The organism is Brevundimonas nasdae (assembly GCF_019395145.1).
GTDB lineage: Bacteria > Pseudomonadota > Alphaproteobacteria > Caulobacterales > Caulobacteraceae > Brevundimonas > Brevundimonas nasdae.
The window spans coordinates 3,068,504-3,083,805 of record NZ_CP080034.1 but is presented as its reverse complement, the minus strand read 5'-3'; the positions used below and the strand labels follow the sequence as shown (position 1 = coordinate 3,083,805).

Genomic DNA, 15,302 nt, shown 5'->3' with positions numbered 1-15,302 from the left:
GTTTTAGAAGAAGAAACGGAACAGTATCTTGGCTGAACGACACAGAGGTCTGGGCCGCGGCCTGTCGGCGTTGATGGGCGAGAATGCGGAGGCGCCGGTGGCGCCGGACGCTCCGGTCCCGGCCGGCGTGCAGCGCGTGCCGATCGAGAGCCTGAAGCCCAACCCGGACCAGCCGCGCAAGACCTTCCGCCAGGAAGATCTGGAGGAGCTGACCGCCTCGATCCGCGACAAGGGCGTGCTTCAGCCCATTCTGGTGCGGAGCCAGCCGGGCGAGGACGGCGTCTGGCAGATCATCGCCGGCGAGCGTCGCTGGCGCGCTTCGCAGGCCGCGCGGCTGACTGAGGTGCCGATCGTCGTTCACGAGATGGACGATGTTGAGGTCTTCGAGGTCGCCATCGTCGAAAACGTCCAGCGCGCCGATCTGAACCCGCTGGAGGAGGCCGAGGCTTACCGCGTTCTGATGGACCGTTTCGGTCGAACCCAGGACGCCGTCGCCGGGGTTGTCGGCAAGAGCCGCAGCCATGTCGCCAACATGATGCGCCTGCTTCAGCTGCCGGAGCGGGTGCTGTTCTATGTCCGTGAGGGCAAGCTGTCGGCGGGTCATGCGCGGGCGCTGATCAATACGCCGGACCCCAGCCAGTTGGCCGACATCGCCTTTGTCGACGGCCTGAGCGTGCGCGAAACCGAGGCCCTGGCGCGTCGCGCGACGGAAGGGCCCAAACCGGTCAAGGCCAAGGCTGTGGCGCGGGCAGGCGAGGGCTCGGCGGATGTCGTGGCCCTGCAGCAGGATCTGGCCGACGCCCTGGGCCTGAAGGTCGAGCTGAACGACCGCAGCGGCAAGGGCGAACTGACCATCCGTTACGGCTCGCTGGAGCAGTTGGACGACCTTTGCCGCCGATTGATGCGGGGCTGAGGGGTTTGGCGTGCTAGGGTGAGCCTATGACTGAAGAAACCACGCTCACCCCCGCCGAAAAACTGAAACAGGCCCTCGCCGCCAAGAAGGCCAAGGCCGGCCACGGATTCTCCGGCCAGCCCAGCGCCAAGGCTGAAGAAAAAAGCGTGTCAGCGCGCAATGTGGCCATGGCCAAGCCTGCGTTCCGCAAGGCCTCGAAGCGGGGCTAGGCCTTCCGCAGAGCAGGTCGCGGGCTCTAGAGGCCCAGGCGCCGCGCGCGGCCCGCGATCTCCAGCAGCAGACGTTCCGCGATCAGTTGATCCGGCATTCCCGTCGTCTTGGTGGCGACGTCTGCGGTGTTGATGCTGTCCAGAACATCGTCCAGCGCCTCCAGCCGCCAGGCGCGGGCCTGACGCAGCATTTCCGCCTCCTGCTTCCAGAAGACGCCTGCGGCCTTTGCGGCCTCCTTGGCGTTGGCGCCATTGGCCTGGAGGATGTTGATCCGGCGCAAACGGCCCAGATGCATGGCGGCGGAACGCACGGCCAGCACCGAAGACTCCCCTTCGGCGAAGGCGCGGCGCAGGCCGGACTGGGCAGGGCCGGGCCGACCGCCGAATGCCTGAAGCGCGGCGTCCGACAGGGAGGCGTCGGGCTCGACGCCCAGATGCTGCTCCAGCTCTTCCGGACCGATGGTGCGGCCGGATCCGGGACCGATGAACAGGGCCAGACGTTCGATCTCCTGGCGCATCAGGCCGCGTTCGCGGGGCAGACGGGCGACGAAACGGTCCAGGGCGTCGGCGTTCAGGCCGACCTTGTCCGCGGCCAGGGCCTCGCGCGTCATGCGGGCCACATCGCCGGTTTCATCCTCGTAGCAGACGATGCCGACGGCGCCGTTTTCCTTTTCAGCGGTCTTTCGCAGCGCGGATTCACGGCCCAACTGATCGGCCTCGACCACCAGCATGGCGTCAGGATTATAGCCGCCCGCAGCATGGATCTTCACCGCAGCGGCGACGGCCTTGTCCACGCCGGGTTTGATCGTCGACAGACGGATGCGCACCAGACGACGCCCGCCCATCAGGGACATGGCCGTCAGGGCCTCTTCCAGCCTGGTTTCGTCGCCGTCGATGTCGCTGTCGGTCAGGACGGTGACGTTGAAGGGGTCGTTCAGGTCCGGCGTGACCGTTTTGCACAGGATTTCGGCCCGTTCGGCGACGCCGGAACGGTCCTTGCCGTGGATCACCGCCGCGCGGATGGCCGGATCAGGCGCCTTCAGGAACCGTTCGATTTCCGGGCGTTTGGCGAGGATCATCGCAGTCGGCTCACTGGCCTGACAGCGCCTGCATGACGTCCAGACGGATCAGGCGGGCCAGTTCCGACGCGGCGCGCTCCTCGCCGTCCTGCTGGGCGGCGATGGCGGCGTAGGGCTGGTCGTCGCTGGCATAGGTCGTGGTGACGGTTTCCGCGCCGCTGAGGGGCGTTCCGCCCGCGGCCGGGGTCAGGGTCCAGGTCGCCTTGACCGTCAGCTCATAGCGGGTGGCGGTGTCGTCGATGCGGCGGCCCAGCGAGCGGCGGTTCTGCTCGACCGTGGCGGTCAGGCGGTATAGCGGCGTGACGCTGCGGTCCCAGGCCAGGGCGTCTTCCAACTGCTCGCGCAGTCGGTACCCCAGACGGTCGTCCTGGGTCGTGACGGCGATGCGGCGCAGGGCCGACCCCGTCGCCGGTTCGGCGTACATGGGCGTGAAGCCGCAGGCCGAAACCCCCAGCCCCAGCAGGACCGCAAAGACCGCCGCGACGCGCATCAGCCGGCCACCAGATTGACGATGCGGTCCTTGACCACGACGATCTTCTTCACGCTCAGACCCTCCAGACGCGCCTTGACGGTCTCGTCAGCCAGGACCAGAGCCTCGACCGCGGCCGGTTCGGAACCGCGCGCCACGCGGATTTCCGCCCGGCGCTTGCCGTTGATCTGGATGGGCAGGACCACTTCGTCGTCAGCCGCGAGCGCAGCGTCCCACACAGGCCACGGCGCGTCCAGAACCATCCCGTCCTCACCCAGGCGCGTCCAGCATTCCTCGGCCAGGTGCGGGGTGAAGGGGGCTATCAGGCGCGCCAAGGCCGACAGGGCCTGACGCTTGGCGTCACCGCCCGCCTTGGCGTTGTCGCGCACGGTGGCGACGAAGGCGTACAGCTTGGCGATGGCGGAGTTGAAGCGGAAACCTTCCACGCCCTCAGACACGGCCTTGATGGCCTTGTGCGTCTCGCGCACCAGTTCGGCGTTGGCCTTTTCATCGCCCGCCACGGCGGGATCGAAGCCGTCGAACAGGGTCCAGGTGCGCTGGACGAAGCGGCTGGCGCCCTCGATGCCGCCCGGCGTCCACTGGATGTCGCGTTCCGGCGGGCTGTCGGACAGGACGAACAGGCGGCCTGCATCCACGCCGTGCGAGGTCAGGATCTCCTGCGGCGCGACGACGTTCTTCTTGGACTTGGACATCTTTTCGATGTCGCCGATGGTCAGGGCCGCGCCGTTCGACAGGCGTGTGGCGACGCGCTGGCCGTCGACGGTTTCGATCTTCACGTCGGTGGGCTCGACCCAGCGCGGTTTGCCGACCTCGTCATGGCCCTCGAAATAGGTTTCGTGGACGACCATGCCTTGAGTGAACAGGCCCGCGAACGGCTCCTTGACGCTCATCAGACCGGCATCGGTCAGGGCGCGGGTGATGAAGCGGGCGTAGAGCAGGTGCAGCACCGCGTGTTCGACGCCGCCGATATACTGATCAACGGCCAGCCAGTGGTCGGCGGCGGCCTTGTCGATCGGCGCCTCGGCCTTGGGATCGGTGAAGCGGGCGAAATACCAGCTGGAGTCCACGAAGGTGTCCAGGGTGTCCGTCTCGCGCGTCGCATCCGTTCCGCACGACGGGCATTTGACGTGTTTCCAGGTCGCGTGGCGATCCAGCGGGTTGCCGGGCACGTCAAAGGTGACGTCGTCAGGCAGGACGACCGGCAGCTGGTCGGCCGGAACCTCCACCGGGCCGCAGCTTGGGCAGTGGATGATCGGGATGGGGCAGCCCCAGTAGCGCTGGCGCGAAACGCCCCAGTCACGCAGGCGGTAGATGGTCGCGCCCTTGCCGGTTCCGGCGGCCTCGATCCGGCCGATGGCCTCGGCCTTGGCGGCCTCGATGTCCAGACCGTTCAGGAAGTCGGAATTGAAAATGGAGCCGGGGCCGACATAGGCCTCGTCGCCGACGGCGAAGTCGTCGCCGGCGCCCTCAGGGCGGACCACGGTCGTGACGGGCAGGCCGTATTTGCGGGCGAAGTCCAGGTCGCGCTGGTCGTGGGCCGGGCAGGCGAAGATGGCGCCCGTGCCGTATTCCGACAGGATGAAGTTGGCGATCCAGACCGGAACCTCGGCGCCGGTGAAGGGATGGACGGCCTTCAGGCCCGTGTCCCAGCCGATCTTTTCAGCCTGGTCGATGTCGGCCTGCGAGGTGCCGCCCTTGCGGCATTCGGCGACGAAGGCGGCGACCTCGGGGTTGGCCTCGGCCAGGGCCTTGGCGATGGGGTGGTCGGGCGCAATCCCCATGAAGGATGCGCCGAACAGGGTGTCGGGGCGGGTGGTGTAGATCTCCAGACCTTCCGGCGATGCGGCAGGGGCCTCGCCCGCCCATTTCCAGGTCATCTGCAGACCCTTGGAGCGGCCGATCCAGTTTTCCTGCATCAGGCGGACCTTGTCGGGCCAGCGGTCCAGGTCTTTCAGGCCGTCGATCAGGTCGTCGGCATAGTCGGTGATGCGCAGGAACCACTGGTTCAGCTTGCGCTTCTCGATCAGGGCGCCGGAGCGCCAGCCGCGCCCGTCGATCACCTGCTCATTGGCCAGGACCGTATTGTCGACCGGGTCCCAGTTGACGACCCCGTCCTTGCGATAGACCAGACCGCGGCGATACAGTTCCAGGAACCAGGCCTGCTGCTTGCCGTAATATTCCGGGTCGCAGGTGGCGAACTCACGCGACCAGTCCAGCGACAGGCCCAACAGCTTCAGCTGATCCCGCATCGTGGCGATGTTGTCGTAGGTCCAGCCCTTGGGGTGGATGCCGCGCTCCATGGCCGCGTTCTCGGCGGGCATGCCGAAGGCGTCCCAGCCCATCGGGTGCAGGACATCGAAGCCCTGGGCGCGCTTGGACCGGGCCACCACGTCGCCCATCACATAGTTGCGGGCGTGACCCATGTGGATGTTCCCGGACGGGTAGGGGAACATTTCAAGAACATAATACTTCGAACGGCCGGTGTCCTTCGTCACGAAGGCGTTGGCGTCCGCCCAGCGGGTCTGCTGGCGGGGTTCGGCGGTCTTGGGTTCGTAACGGGCCACGGGGATCCTGAAAAGCAGCGAGGACGCTAACGCGCCCTCGCGCTCAACTAGCCCGAAGGGCGGTCGCGCCCCAAGAAGAATAGTGGCTGGCGCTCAGACCGAAGCATCGGCGCCAGCATAGAAGAGCGCCTGAATCAGCCGGCGTTGGCGAGGTTGAGCTGGCGCGCCTTGGTCAGGATGGCGTTGACCAGATCGGACTCGGTCTGGGCGGCGACGGGGGCGGTGGTCCATTGACCGTCCGCGCCCTTCACTTCCTTGCTCACCGTGACAGTCAGCGCATCGGCGCGAAGGCGGGTGTCCAGGATGAAGACCGTGGCCTTGAACCGCTCGTTCGGAGCCTGGGGGCTGGAGTACCAGTCATAGTTGATCACGCCGCCCCAGGGGTCGGCGGTGATCAGGGGCATGAAGCTGAGGGTGTCGAGCGAGGCGCGCCACAGATAGCCGTTGACGCCGATGCCCTGCTGCACGTTCGTCTTGGGCGCGCTCTTCTTGCCGCCGACGAAAGGAATGCTGGAGCAGCCCGCAAGGGCGACGCCCGAGACCAGGGCGATGGCGACGCCGCGAACCAGGGCCTTGTTGAGGCTCATCAAGGAAGTCTCCGTAAACTCTGAACCGTGAGGGCCCTCGGCCCGCACGCGCACGGCTTTCGCATGATCCGCGCCGCAGCAGGGTTCTATAACACGGTCAAAAGGGGCGATGACAAGGCGAAGTCGCGGGCGGGGGCTTCTGTTTGGCCAGTTCGACGATCCATTGGGCGAACATCGGCTCGTTTTGGGGCAATTCCCGTGACGCTTGAGCCACATCGCAGTGCAACAATGAACAGAATCGGAAATATGCGCCCGTGACTGCGTTGACCGACCGGACCCCGGGTGTCTAATCGCGCAGTCCGTCCCCATCTAAGGACGGAAAAGCGTGCGGCCTTGCGGGTTTGCGAGGTCATTGAGGATCTGGAATGCGTTTCGGCGGCATCATAGCAGCAGGGTTTGCGACGGCGGTTCTCGCCGTGTCGACGCCTGTGCTCGCCCAGTCGCAGACCCGCGCGCCCAGTGTTTCGCTGGCCGACGCCCAGGCAGGCCAGCCCAACGCCCCGGCCCCGCGCCGCGGCCTGCGCCTGAATGAGAACGGCCGCTGGAGCCTGGATTTCAACCTGAACCAGCCCGTCGGTCGTGAAACCGACTGGGGCGATGTCGAGGCGGGCGCCTATTACCGCCTGAACGACCGCCTGCGTGTCGGCGCCGCCGCCGCTGTCGGCGCGCCTGAGGCCGATCCGGCCCGCGCCCAGGAAACCAACGGCCGCGCCCAGCCGCGCGTTCGTCTGGAAACCATCTTCAAGTTCTGATCGGCTTTAAGGTCAGCGAAATGCTGACTGAACCGCATCGACGCCCGCAAGTCCGCAGGCGCCGGATCCCCGCAGTTCGCCTGCATTCAGCGCGCTGACGCCGCCCAGGGCATAGACGGGCGCAGCGATTGACCTGACCCTGTCCTGAAACCCCGCGACGCCCAGCGCAGGCTTGGCCGACGACGCGCCGCCCGCCGGAAAAACCGGCGACAGGATCAGGGCGTCCAACCCTTCCATCAGCGGCTGGGGCGCGCCGTGCCAGGCGGCGGTCAGCAGCCAGTCGGGATGGGCGGCGCGGATTTCGACGGCCCGCGCGGCCTCGCGCTCCGGCAGGTGCAGGCCGTCGGCCCCGACCGCCTGGGCCAGATCAAGGTCACGACCGACCAGCAGCCGCACGTCGGCGCCAAGGGTCGCTTCACGCAGACGCCGGCCTGTTCCCACCGCATCCGCCGCCCCGAAGGCGCGATAGACGACGGCGGAGCCTGCGGGCAGACGCGCCGCCGTCTCCCACGGACGGGGCGTCCGTTCCGGGTCGGTGAAGAACAGCAGTGGCGGCAAACCGACGGCGCGCGGGCTGACAGTCGCAGCGGCGCGGTTTAGAGCGGTCGCCGCATCCCAGAGCGCACGCGCCTCATCGCTGTAACCGGTCGGCAGGATCATGAGCCCTTCTTCCCCCGCTTCACCTCCGGCGTCCATCGCAGAACGGGTCACCGCCGTCCGCAGCCGTATCGACGCGGCCTGTCAGGCGGCAGGCCGCGACCCCGCCTCGGTGGTCCTGACCGCTGTGTCGAAGACGCAAGGCGCTGAGGCCATCGACGCCATCCTGGCCACGGGCCAGCGGGTGTTCGGCGAAAATCGGGTGCAGGAGGCTGAAGGCCGCTGGGCCAACCGTCTGGCGGACCTGCCGGGGCTGGAGCTTCGCCTGATCGGCCCGTTGCAGACCAACAAGGCTGAGGACGCGGTGGCCCTGTTCGACGTCATCGAGACCCTGGACCGCGAAAAACTGGCGCGGGCCCTGGCGGTCGCGGCGGCCAAGCTGGGCCGTTCGCCCCGCGTTCTGGTCCAGGTCAACACCGGCGCCGAACCCCAGAAGGCCGGCGTCCTGCCCGATGAGGCCGACGCCCTGATCCAGACCGCGCGCGACACCCATGGTCTGAATGTCGAGGGCCTGATGTGCATTCCGCCTGCGGATGAAGATCCCGCCCCGCATTTCGACCTGTTGAAATCCATCGCGGCGTGCAACGGCCTGTCGGTCCTGTCGATGGGGATGAGCGGCGACTTCGAGGCGGCGATCGGTCGCGGCGCGACCCATGTGCGCGTCGGAACCGCATTGTTCGGGGAACGAAATCGGCCTTAAACAGGCTCTAAGCGGTTACCTGAGTTGAATTCGCACCCCCAAGCCTTGGCGCGGGGCCAAAGCCTCGCCATTGTCTGACCCATGCCTACGCCCAAGACCATCCTGATCATCGACGACGACGACGACCTGCGCGAGGCCTTGGCCGAGCAGCTGAACCTGCATGAAGAGTTCCGCACCCTGCAGGCCGCGACGGCGACGGACGGGGTCCGCATGGGCCGCGAGGTCCGCGCCGACCTGATCCTGCTGGACGTCGACCTGCCCGACATGGACGGCCGCGAGGCCTGCCGCCTGTTGCGCAAGGACGGGGTGTCGACCCCGGTGATCATGCTGACGGCCCAGTCGGCGGACGCCGACGCCATCCTGGGGCTGGATGCGGGTGCCAACGACTATGTCACCAAGCCCTTCCGGTTCGCCGTGCTGCTGGCGCGCATCCGCGCCCATCTGCGCAGCCACGAACAGTCCGAGGACGCGGTCTTCACCATCGGCCCGTACGAGTTCCGCCCCGCGTCCAAGATGCTGACGGACGCCAAGGGCAAGAAGGTGCGGTTGACCGAGAAGGAAACCAATATCCTGAAATACCTCTATCGCGCCGGGGCCAAGCCAGTGTCGCGCGAAGAGCTGCTGACGGAAGTCTGGGGCTATAACGCCGGGGTCACGACCCACACGCTGGAAACCCACATCTATCGCCTGCGCCAGAAGATCGAGCCCGAGCCGGGTCAGGCGCGTCTGCTGCTGACGGACGCGGGCGGATACAGGCTGCAGCCGTAAGCGGGCTGGCGGTCCTCAAGGCTAATCGATATTCAGCCTAGCGCGTCATTCCGGGGCGTCCGTAGGACGAACCCGGAACCCAGGAGGCTCGCAACCCTGCGCCGAATACGTCCAACGACGGCGCTGCAGCCCTGGGTTCCGGGTTCTTCGCTTTGCTCAGCCCCGGAATGACGATCTAAGATTTCCAGCCGACGGAATGTCGAGCGGCCTCTAGCCCTTCTTCCTGATCGTGAACATCGGCAGGAAGACATGGACCAGCGGGCCGATGGCCACGGCGTACAGGATGGTGCCCAGTCCGACCGAACCGCCCAGCAGCCAGCCGACGGCGACGACGGTGATCTCGATGGCCGTTCTGACCCACTTCACCGGCCAGCCGGTGCGGGCCACGATGCCGGTCATCAGGCCGTCGCGCGGACCGGGACCAAGGCCCGCCCCGACATAGGCGCCGGTCGCCACGCCGTTCAGCACAATGCCCGCGACCAGCAGGCCGGCGCGCAGGGGTAGGGCCAGGTCAGACGGGATCCAGTCCAGACCGAAATTGGCCACCGTGCCAATGACCAGAACATTGGCCACCGTGCCGACGCCCGGCTTCTGGCGCAGCGGCAGCCACAGCAGCAGCACCGCCAGACCGATCAGATTGACCACCATGCCGAAGCTGATCCCGGCGGGACCGGCGAACCGTTCGAACACCCCTTGCGTCAGCACATCCCAGGGGTCCAGTCCCAGACCGGCGCGGACGATCATGGCGATGGACAGGCCGTAGAGGCCAAGGCCGAGGAAAAGCTGGAGCAGACGACGGGTCATTCGGGTCATTTGCGCCAAACTGGACTTCAGAAAAAGGGCCAGTTGTGGCATTCTGGCCTGATGACGCCGCGCACCATCCGTTCCGCCACCCTGATCCGCCATCTGGGAGACTGGCGCAGGCCGGGGGCGGGGGCCGCCTATCGCCAGCTGGCCGGTGCGGTGCGGCTGCTGATCCTGGACGGACGGCTGCCGCTGGACGCGCGCCTGCCGGGAGAACGCGAGCTGGCCCAGACGCTGGGTCTGAGCCGAACGACTGTTTCCGCCGCCTATGGCGGACTGCGCGATGACGGATTCCTGACCGGAGGACAAGGGGCCGCCGCCCGCACCAGCCTGCCGCCCAGCCGCAACGCCAGTCGCAACCCTGGCCTGACCCGTCAACCCGCGGCAACCGAGGCGGAAACCTCGGATGTGATCGACCTGACCGCAGCGGTCCTGCCTGCGGATCCGAATATTCATGCCGCCTATGTGCGGGCGCTGGAGCGTCTGCCGGCCAATCTGCCGGGGCATGGCTATGAGACGGCGGGGCTGGAGGAGCTGCGCGAAGCGGTGGCGGCGGGTTATCGGCGGCGCGGCCTGCCGACCTCGGCCGGGCAGATCCTGATCACCCATGGGGCGCATAATGGGTTGGTGCATCTGCTGCGGCTGACGGTGCGGCCCGGCGATGCGGTGGTGTTCGACCATCCCACCTATCCGCAGGCCATAGACGCCATTCTGGCGGCGGGCGCGCGGCCCATCCCGGTCGCCCTGCCGGACGAAGACGGCGAGGAGGGCTGGGATGTCGAGGGTCTGGCCTGCGCCTGCCGCCGCCACACCGCGCCGATGGCCTATCTGGTGCTGGACCACAATAATCCGACGGGGCGGATGATGCGGACGGCGGACCGTCTGCGTCTGCTGTCGGCGCTGAAGGGGTCGGAGACCCTGCTGGTGCTGGACGAGACGCTGGTGGAGCTGACCCTCAGCGGTCCGCCCGCCCTGACCGCCTCGGCGGTGGATGCGCCGCGCATGGTGCGGCTGGGGTCCATGTCCAAGAGCGTCTGGGGCGGTTTGCGCATCGGCTGGATCCGCGCGGACCGGGCGGTGATCCAGCGTCTGGCCCAGAGCCGGGCCAGTTTCGATCTGGGCGTGCCGATCCTGGAGCAGCTGGCGGCGGTCGAACTGCTTAACGACGGCGGCGCGGCCCTGGCGGCGCGGCGGCCCCTGTTGCGGGCCAGGCGAGATCATCTGCGCGCGCGTCTGGCCGAACGCCTGCCCGACTGGGTCTGCCCGCGTCCGGCGGGCGGCCTGTCCCTGTGGGCGCGCCTGCCCGGACCGATCAGCACGGCCCTGACCCAACAGGCGGCGGAAGAGGGCGTCAGGCTGGCGGCTGGCCCGCGCTTCGGCATAGACGGCGCCTTCGAACGCCGCCTGCGCATGCCCTACACCCTTCCGGAGCCCGAACTGGATCAGGTGGTCGAGCGTCTGGTTCGAGCGGCGGAAAAGGTGGGGCGCTCGCCCAAGTCGTCGTCGCCGCCGCCTAGCCGTCCGGTCGCCGTCTATTAAGGATCAGATGTCCAGGTCGACGGTCACCGGTGCGTGGTCGCTAGGGCGTTCCCATTCGCGCACGTCGTCGTGGATGCGGGCGGTGTTCTTGACCACGGCGGAGGTCAGGCCGGGGGAGGTCCAGATGTGGTCCAGGCGCAGGCCCCGGTTGGACTTGCGGAAGTCGGCGGCGCGGTAGCTCCACCAGCTGGCCAGTTTCTGCGGCTCGGGGAAACGGTCGCGCAGCACGTCGGCGAACCCGCCCGTGGCCTGCAGCCGGTTCAGGGTCTCGACCTCGATGGGGGTGTGGCTGACGATCTTGGACATGTAGCGGTGGTTGAAGACATCACCTTCGCCCGGCGCGATGTTGAAATCACCCGCCATGACCAGAGGGCGCGACTTGTCCTGACGCGCCACGATTTCGGTCAACTGTTCGTAGAAGTCCATCTTGTGATCGAACTTGGGGTTCAGCGCCCGGTCGGGGATGTCGCCGCCGGCGGGGATGTAGAAGTTCTGGATGTCGATTCCGGCGACGCTGGCCGAAACGCAGCGCGCGTGGCCCAGCTTGCAGACCTGGAAGGTTTCGCTGTCCTCGATCGGCAGGCGGCTGGCGATGGCCACCCCGTGCCAGCCCTTCTGGCCCAGAACGCGCAGGTGCGGCAGGCCCATCTCCTCGAAGGCTGCGCGCGGAAACTGGTCCGTGGTGCATTTGATCTCCTGCAGCATCAGGACATCCGGCGCGCGCTCCTGAACGAAGCGGGCGACCTGGTCGATGCGCAGGCGGACGGAGTTGATGTTCCAGGTGGCGAGGCGAAGGGTCATGGCCCCGCTTTAGCAGGCCAAGATCAGGTTTGGCGGCATAAAAAAGGCCCGGCCGCTGCGGGCCGGGCTCTGAAAGTTTCGTCTCTCTCGCCGCCGGGAGGGGGATGACATCCGTGGCGGTAGGACGACCGCCGTCGTCCTGTGATCTAGATGTCACGACAAAACGAAAAGGTCAAACTGTCATAATTACTGTTTGAGTGTGATTATCCGGTAACGGACTGATAACCGTGATCGTTGAGGTTTCCGTTCCATGATCCGTTAGTTACGGCCCGGGCGGCGCGTGGGGTCGCGCAGCTGGAACAGGCTGGCGGCCAGGCTAGAGGCCGGTTGCAGGGCGGTCAGCTGGGTCCGCGTGCGGGCGCCTTGCGGATCGGTGATGGTCCATTCGGTCAGGCGCAGCGGGCTTCCTGCAAAGCTCAACACCACCTGACCGTCGTTCGGACGGGCGGAATCGCGGGCGGTGATCGAGAAGCCGCCGCCGGCCATGCGGGTCACGCCGTCGATGCGGACGCCCTGATCCAGACGGACATTGCGGGCCAGGAAGACCGACAGGGGGGTGCGGCCCAGCGGCACCTGTTGGAAATTCTCCAGCCGGGGGTCATAGCGTTTGACGTTATAGCCGTCCGACACGACCAGAAGCCCGGCGGGATTGGTGTATTCGAACCGCATCTTGCCCGGACGCTGCAGATAGAAACGCCCCTCGCGGCGGACATTGTTGGGTCCGGTCTCGACGAAGGAGCCTTGAGCCGAGGTCAGACCCTGCAGATAGGTCTGGGCCTGCTGCACAACAGCGCGGTCTTCAGCCGACAGAGCGGTCTGAGCCTGCGCCGGTGAGCCGAAGACGCCCAGCGCGGCGAAACCCGTCACCAGCCCGGCGCCCAGCAGCAGTTGGCGGCGCGGCAGATCGGCAGGGGCGGCGATAGTCTTGGCGGCGCGGTCGTTCATGTCTTCAGTCTCCCGTTCGGGACGGTTGTCGAGGCCGCCACCCTCCTCAGTCCATCAGGCGTCAGCATGACGCGAGCCTGACCATATTCCGGCGCTCCGATGAAGCCCTGTTCATCGAAATGCTGAATGCAGGGGTTTGTTGCCTGCGCCTTTCGACAGGACGAGACTGACGCAGCAGGAGCCTGGGGTTGCGCGGCTTTCTTGTAACAATGGTCGTTTGAAATCGCGAAGTGTCATCGTTTCAAGGTTTTATGAGCGCGGCCGGTGTGTAATCTGGGGCCTATGGGGATCTATCCGGTAATCATGTGCGGTGGGGCGGGGACGCGGTTGTGGCCGGCGTCGCGACCCTCCAGGCCGAAACAATTCATTCCGCTGTCAGGCAACCGCTCTCTGTTTCAGGAGACGGCGCTGCGCGTGGCGCCGCTGTCGTCGGACGGCGGGCGGCTGATCGTCGTCGGGGGCGTGGCGCACCGGGATGCGATCCTCAGCCAATTGGCTGAACTGGGGGTCGAGGCGCAGGTTCTGCTGGAGCCTGAAGCGCGGGACTCCGCCGCAGCCATGGCCGCCGCCGCCGCCTGGACCGCGCGCCTGGACCCGACGGGCGTCAATGTCTTCGTCGCATCGGACCATCATATTCCCGATCATCAGGCGTTCCGCGACGCTGCGCTGAAGGCGGCGGAAGCGGCCAGAGCAGGCCAGATCGTCACCCTGGGCGTCAGGCCGGATACGCCGTCATCCGCCTATGGCTATATCGCGCCGGAGGGGCAGGGGCTGTCCGCCGTGAAGGCTTTTGTCGAGAAGCCGGATGCTCATACCGCCGAACGCTATATTGCTGACGGCTATCTGTGGAACAGCGGCAATTTCATCGTCTCTGCTGCAACCCTATTGAACGAGCTCAGGCATGAGGCGCCTGCGGTGGCCGCGGCGGTTGTCGCCGCCCTGCCGCCGATAGAGGCCGGGGATCTGGCCACCTTGTCGCCCGCTTTTTCGTCCGCGCCCAAGATCTCCATCGACTATGCGGTGATGGAGAAGACCCGGCATGCTTCGGTTCTGGCCGTGGACTTCGCCTGGTCTGACCTGGGGGCTTGGGACGCGGTTTCCGCGACAGGCGAGGGCGATCTCGGCGCCTTTATTTTTGAGGATGCTGAAAACTGCATGGCGCGGGCGCCGGAAGGGGTGATGGTTGCAGCCATCGGCGTGCGCAACCTCGCCATCATCGTCGAACACGACGCCGTTCTGGTCTGCGACATGAACCGCAGTCAGGAGGTCAAGAAGGTGGTCGAACGCCTGAAGACGGCTTCGCCTCAACATCTGGATTTTAAGAACCCGAAGCCGGAAGGTCTGGCGGATGGCGGACGACGGTTCGCCGACTGGCTGCGCATGCGCGCCTTGCCGTTATGGGCGTCGGCAGGTCAGGATCAGGGCGCCTTCGCCGAGCTTCTGGGCCTTGATGGCCGATCTGTTGCAGCCGAGCGGCGTGCGCGGGTTCAGGCGCGTCAGATCCACGTCTATGCCGAAGCGGGCCGAAGCGGATGGCGGGGGCCGTGGATAGGTCTGGTTCAACAGGGCTTGGCCCGGCTTGAGGCTGACTATCTTCGGGCGGACGGCCTGATGCGGACCTTGCTGGATGAAGAGGGACGGCCGCTGGATGAAACGGCCATGGTCTATGATCAGGCGTTTCTGATGCTGGCCCGCGCGTCGGCCTCTCTTGCCGGGGTTGAGGGTGATCATGAGAACAGCGCCCTGGCTGTGCGGCAGGCTTTGCTGCAGCATGCGCCGCAACAGGGCGGCCTGATTGAAAAGGGCGACCACCCCTATCAGTCGAACGCCCACATGCATCTGCTGGAGGCCTGCCTGGCGTGGGAGATCGCGGGCGAAGACGCAGGTTGGGCGCAACTGGCCGATCGCATTGTCGCTCTGGCGCTGGAACGGTTCATTGATGCAGAGGGCGGCTTCCTGCGCGAATATTTCGATGCGGACTGGTCGCCTGCTGCGGGCGAGGATGGCCGATTGGTCGAGCCGGGCCATCAGTTTGAGTGGGCGTGGCTGTTGGCGCGGTACGGACGGGCGCGCGGCGACGCGACAGCCTTGGCTGCAGCGCGTCGGCTTTACGCCTTTGGGCGACGCGGGATCGCCTCTCAGAGACAGGTGGCGGTCGACGCCCTGAATGCCGACGGCGCCGTGCGGAACCCGCGCGCGAGGCTCTGGCCTCAGACCGAATGGATGAAGGCGGCGCTGATTCTGGCGGAAGTCAGCGACGACGGGGAGCGGACCGGTTTTCTGGAGGACGCCGCCGCCGCCCAGCGCGCCCTGTGGCTTTACCTGACGCCGGACGGTCTGTGGCGTGACAAGCTGCTGGAAGGCGGCGATTTCATTGATGAGCCAGCGCCGGCGAGTTCGTTGTATCATATCCTCGGGGCCTATCTTCAGCTGCAGGTCACCGCCAAGGCCGTAGGTCTGAACGCCAGCCCGCTTCGGCTGAACTGAACAGAAA

Annotated in this window: 15 protein-coding genes; 7 read left to right on the top strand and 8 right to left on the bottom strand. The window is 66.7% G+C overall.

All coding sequences use genetic code 11. The annotated features are described in order from the left end of the window. The first annotated feature begins 28 nt into the window (after positions 1 to 28). On the top strand, positions 29 to 913 hold the full coding sequence (locus KWG56_RS15025) for a ParB/RepB/Spo0J family partition protein (RefSeq protein ID WP_201098475.1): 885 nt from the start codon (positions 29 to 31) through the stop codon (positions 911 to 913). Positions 914 to 939: 26 nt separating this feature from the next. Continuing rightward, the gene (locus KWG56_RS15020; RefSeq protein WP_201098477.1) at positions 940 to 1,122 is read left to right on the top strand and encodes a hypothetical protein; all 183 of its coding nucleotides are present in this window, start codon (positions 940 to 942) and stop codon (positions 1,120 to 1,122) included. Positions 1,123 to 1,148: 26 nt separating this feature from the next. Here the strand turns inward: KWG56_RS15020 and holA are convergent, their stop codons facing one another. The 4 genes from holA to KWG56_RS15000 all read right to left on the bottom strand — a co-directional run bounded on the left by holA (position 1,149) and on the right by KWG56_RS15000 (position 5,842). Then, positions 1,149 to 2,201: a DNA polymerase III subunit delta gene (holA, locus tag KWG56_RS15015; RefSeq protein WP_219352754.1), complete on the bottom strand. Its 1,053-nt coding sequence runs from the start codon at positions 2,199 to 2,201 to the stop codon at positions 1,149 to 1,151. Positions 2,202 to 2,211: 10 nt separating this feature from the next. After that, positions 2,212 to 2,691, bottom strand: coding sequence for an LPS assembly lipoprotein LptE (gene lptE / locus KWG56_RS15010; protein ID WP_201098482.1), 480 nt, complete (start codon positions 2,689 to 2,691; stop codon positions 2,212 to 2,214). Next, positions 2,691 to 5,255 carry a leucine--tRNA ligase gene (gene leuS, locus KWG56_RS15005; protein WP_219352753.1) on the bottom strand — a complete coding sequence of 855 codons (2,565 nt, stop codon included), beginning with the start codon at positions 5,253 to 5,255 and terminating at the stop codon, positions 2,691 to 2,693. The genes lptE and leuS overlap by 1 nt, the downstream gene beginning before the upstream one ends. A 134-nt stretch (positions 5,256 to 5,389) precedes the next feature. Continuing rightward, the gene (locus KWG56_RS15000; protein WP_201098486.1) at positions 5,390 to 5,842 is read right to left on the bottom strand and encodes a DUF3576 domain-containing protein; all 453 of its coding nucleotides are present in this window, start codon (positions 5,840 to 5,842) and stop codon (positions 5,390 to 5,392) included. 365 nt (positions 5,843 to 6,207) lie between these two features. Here KWG56_RS15000 and KWG56_RS14995 point away from each other — a divergent pair, with 365 nt between their 5' ends. Continuing rightward, positions 6,208 to 6,594, top strand: coding sequence for an NtrZ family periplasmic regulatory protein (locus tag KWG56_RS14995; protein WP_201098489.1), 387 nt, complete (start codon positions 6,208 to 6,210; stop codon positions 6,592 to 6,594). A gap of 12 nt (positions 6,595 to 6,606) precedes the next feature. Here KWG56_RS14995 and KWG56_RS14990 read toward each other — a convergent pair whose 3' ends face one another. Continuing rightward, on the bottom strand, positions 6,607 to 7,254 hold the full coding sequence (locus KWG56_RS14990) for a thiamine phosphate synthase (protein ID WP_219352752.1): 648 nt from the start codon (positions 7,252 to 7,254) through the stop codon (positions 6,607 to 6,609). Here KWG56_RS14990 and KWG56_RS14985 point away from each other — a divergent pair. Together KWG56_RS14985 and KWG56_RS14980 are read left to right on the top strand one after the other, a co-directional pair. Then, positions 7,253 to 7,951: a YggS family pyridoxal phosphate-dependent enzyme gene (locus KWG56_RS14985; protein WP_219352751.1), complete on the top strand. Its 699-nt coding sequence runs from the start codon at positions 7,253 to 7,255 to the stop codon at positions 7,949 to 7,951. The two genes, KWG56_RS14990 and KWG56_RS14985, sit on opposite strands and share 2 nt — an antisense overlap. 81 nt (positions 7,952 to 8,032) lie before the next feature. Then, positions 8,033 to 8,719: a response regulator transcription factor gene (locus KWG56_RS14980; protein WP_201098495.1), complete on the top strand. Its 687-nt coding sequence runs from the start codon at positions 8,033 to 8,035 to the stop codon at positions 8,717 to 8,719. A 210-nt stretch (positions 8,720 to 8,929) separates the two neighbouring features. Here KWG56_RS14980 and yczE read toward each other — a convergent pair whose 3' ends face one another. Then, on the bottom strand, positions 8,930 to 9,523 hold the full coding sequence (yczE, locus tag KWG56_RS14975) for a membrane protein YczE (protein ID WP_219352750.1): 594 nt from the start codon (positions 9,521 to 9,523) through the stop codon (positions 8,930 to 8,932). Positions 9,524 to 9,583: 60 nt separating this feature from the next. Between yczE and yczR the strand changes: the two genes are divergently transcribed. Then, positions 9,584 to 11,062, top strand: a complete 1,479-nt coding sequence (gene yczR, locus KWG56_RS14970; RefSeq protein ID WP_219352749.1) for a MocR-like transcription factor YczR — start codon at positions 9,584 to 9,586, stop codon at positions 11,060 to 11,062. Between the two features lie 3 nt (positions 11,063 to 11,065). Here the strand turns inward: yczR and xth are convergent, their stop codons facing one another. Together xth and KWG56_RS14960 are read right to left on the bottom strand one after the other, a co-directional pair. Further along, positions 11,066 to 11,863, bottom strand: a complete 798-nt coding sequence (xth, locus tag KWG56_RS14965; RefSeq protein ID WP_219352748.1) for an exodeoxyribonuclease III — start codon at positions 11,861 to 11,863, stop codon at positions 11,066 to 11,068. Between the two features lie 258 nt (positions 11,864 to 12,121). Then, complete coding sequence (locus KWG56_RS14960) at positions 12,122 to 12,808, bottom strand: LolA family protein (protein WP_219352747.1); 687 nt, start codon at positions 12,806 to 12,808, stop codon at positions 12,122 to 12,124. A 282-nt stretch (positions 12,809 to 13,090) separates the two neighbouring features. Between KWG56_RS14960 and KWG56_RS14955 the strand changes: the two genes are divergently transcribed. Continuing rightward, a complete protein-coding gene (locus KWG56_RS14955) occupies positions 13,091 to 15,295 on the top strand; it encodes an AGE family epimerase/isomerase (protein WP_219352746.1) in 2,205 nt (734 codons plus the stop codon). Positions 15,296 to 15,302: the final 7 nt, after the last annotated feature.

Bases quoted from the DNA above. Each gene is read 5' to 3' on its own strand.
- KWG56_RS15020 (WP_201098477.1), top strand. From the start codon at position 940: ATGACTGAAGAAACCACGCTCACCCCCGCCGAAAAACTGAAACAGGCC.
- holA (WP_219352754.1), bottom strand. From the start codon at position 2,201: ATGATCCTCGCCAAACGCCCGGAAATCGAACGGTTCCTGAAGGCGCCT.
- lptE (WP_201098482.1), bottom strand. From the start codon at position 2,691: ATGCGCGTCGCGGCGGTCTTTGCGGTCCTGCTGGGGCTGGGGGTTTCG.
- KWG56_RS15000 (WP_201098486.1), bottom strand. From the start codon at position 5,842: ATGAGCCTCAACAAGGCCCTGGTTCGCGGCGTCGCCATCGCCCTGGTC.
- KWG56_RS14995 (WP_201098489.1), top strand. From the start codon at position 6,208: ATGCGTTTCGGCGGCATCATAGCAGCAGGGTTTGCGACGGCGGTTCTC.
- KWG56_RS14985 (WP_219352751.1), top strand. From the start codon at position 7,253: ATGAGCCCTTCTTCCCCCGCTTCACCTCCGGCGTCCATCGCAGAACGG.
- KWG56_RS14990 (WP_219352752.1), bottom strand. From the start codon at position 7,254: ATGATCCTGCCGACCGGTTACAGCGATGAGGCGCGTGCGCTCTGGGAT.
- KWG56_RS14980 (WP_201098495.1), top strand. From the start codon at position 8,033: ATGCCTACGCCCAAGACCATCCTGATCATCGACGACGACGACGACCTG.
- yczE (WP_219352750.1), bottom strand. From the start codon at position 9,523: ATGACCCGTCGTCTGCTCCAGCTTTTCCTCGGCCTTGGCCTCTACGGC.
- yczR (WP_219352749.1), top strand. From the start codon at position 9,584: ATGACGCCGCGCACCATCCGTTCCGCCACCCTGATCCGCCATCTGGGA.
- xth (WP_219352748.1), bottom strand. From the start codon at position 11,863: ATGACCCTTCGCCTCGCCACCTGGAACATCAACTCCGTCCGCCTGCGC.
- KWG56_RS14960 (WP_219352747.1), bottom strand. From the start codon at position 12,808: ATGAACGACCGCGCCGCCAAGACTATCGCCGCCCCTGCCGATCTGCCG.
- KWG56_RS14955 (WP_219352746.1), top strand. From the start codon at position 13,091: ATGGGGATCTATCCGGTAATCATGTGCGGTGGGGCGGGGACGCGGTTG.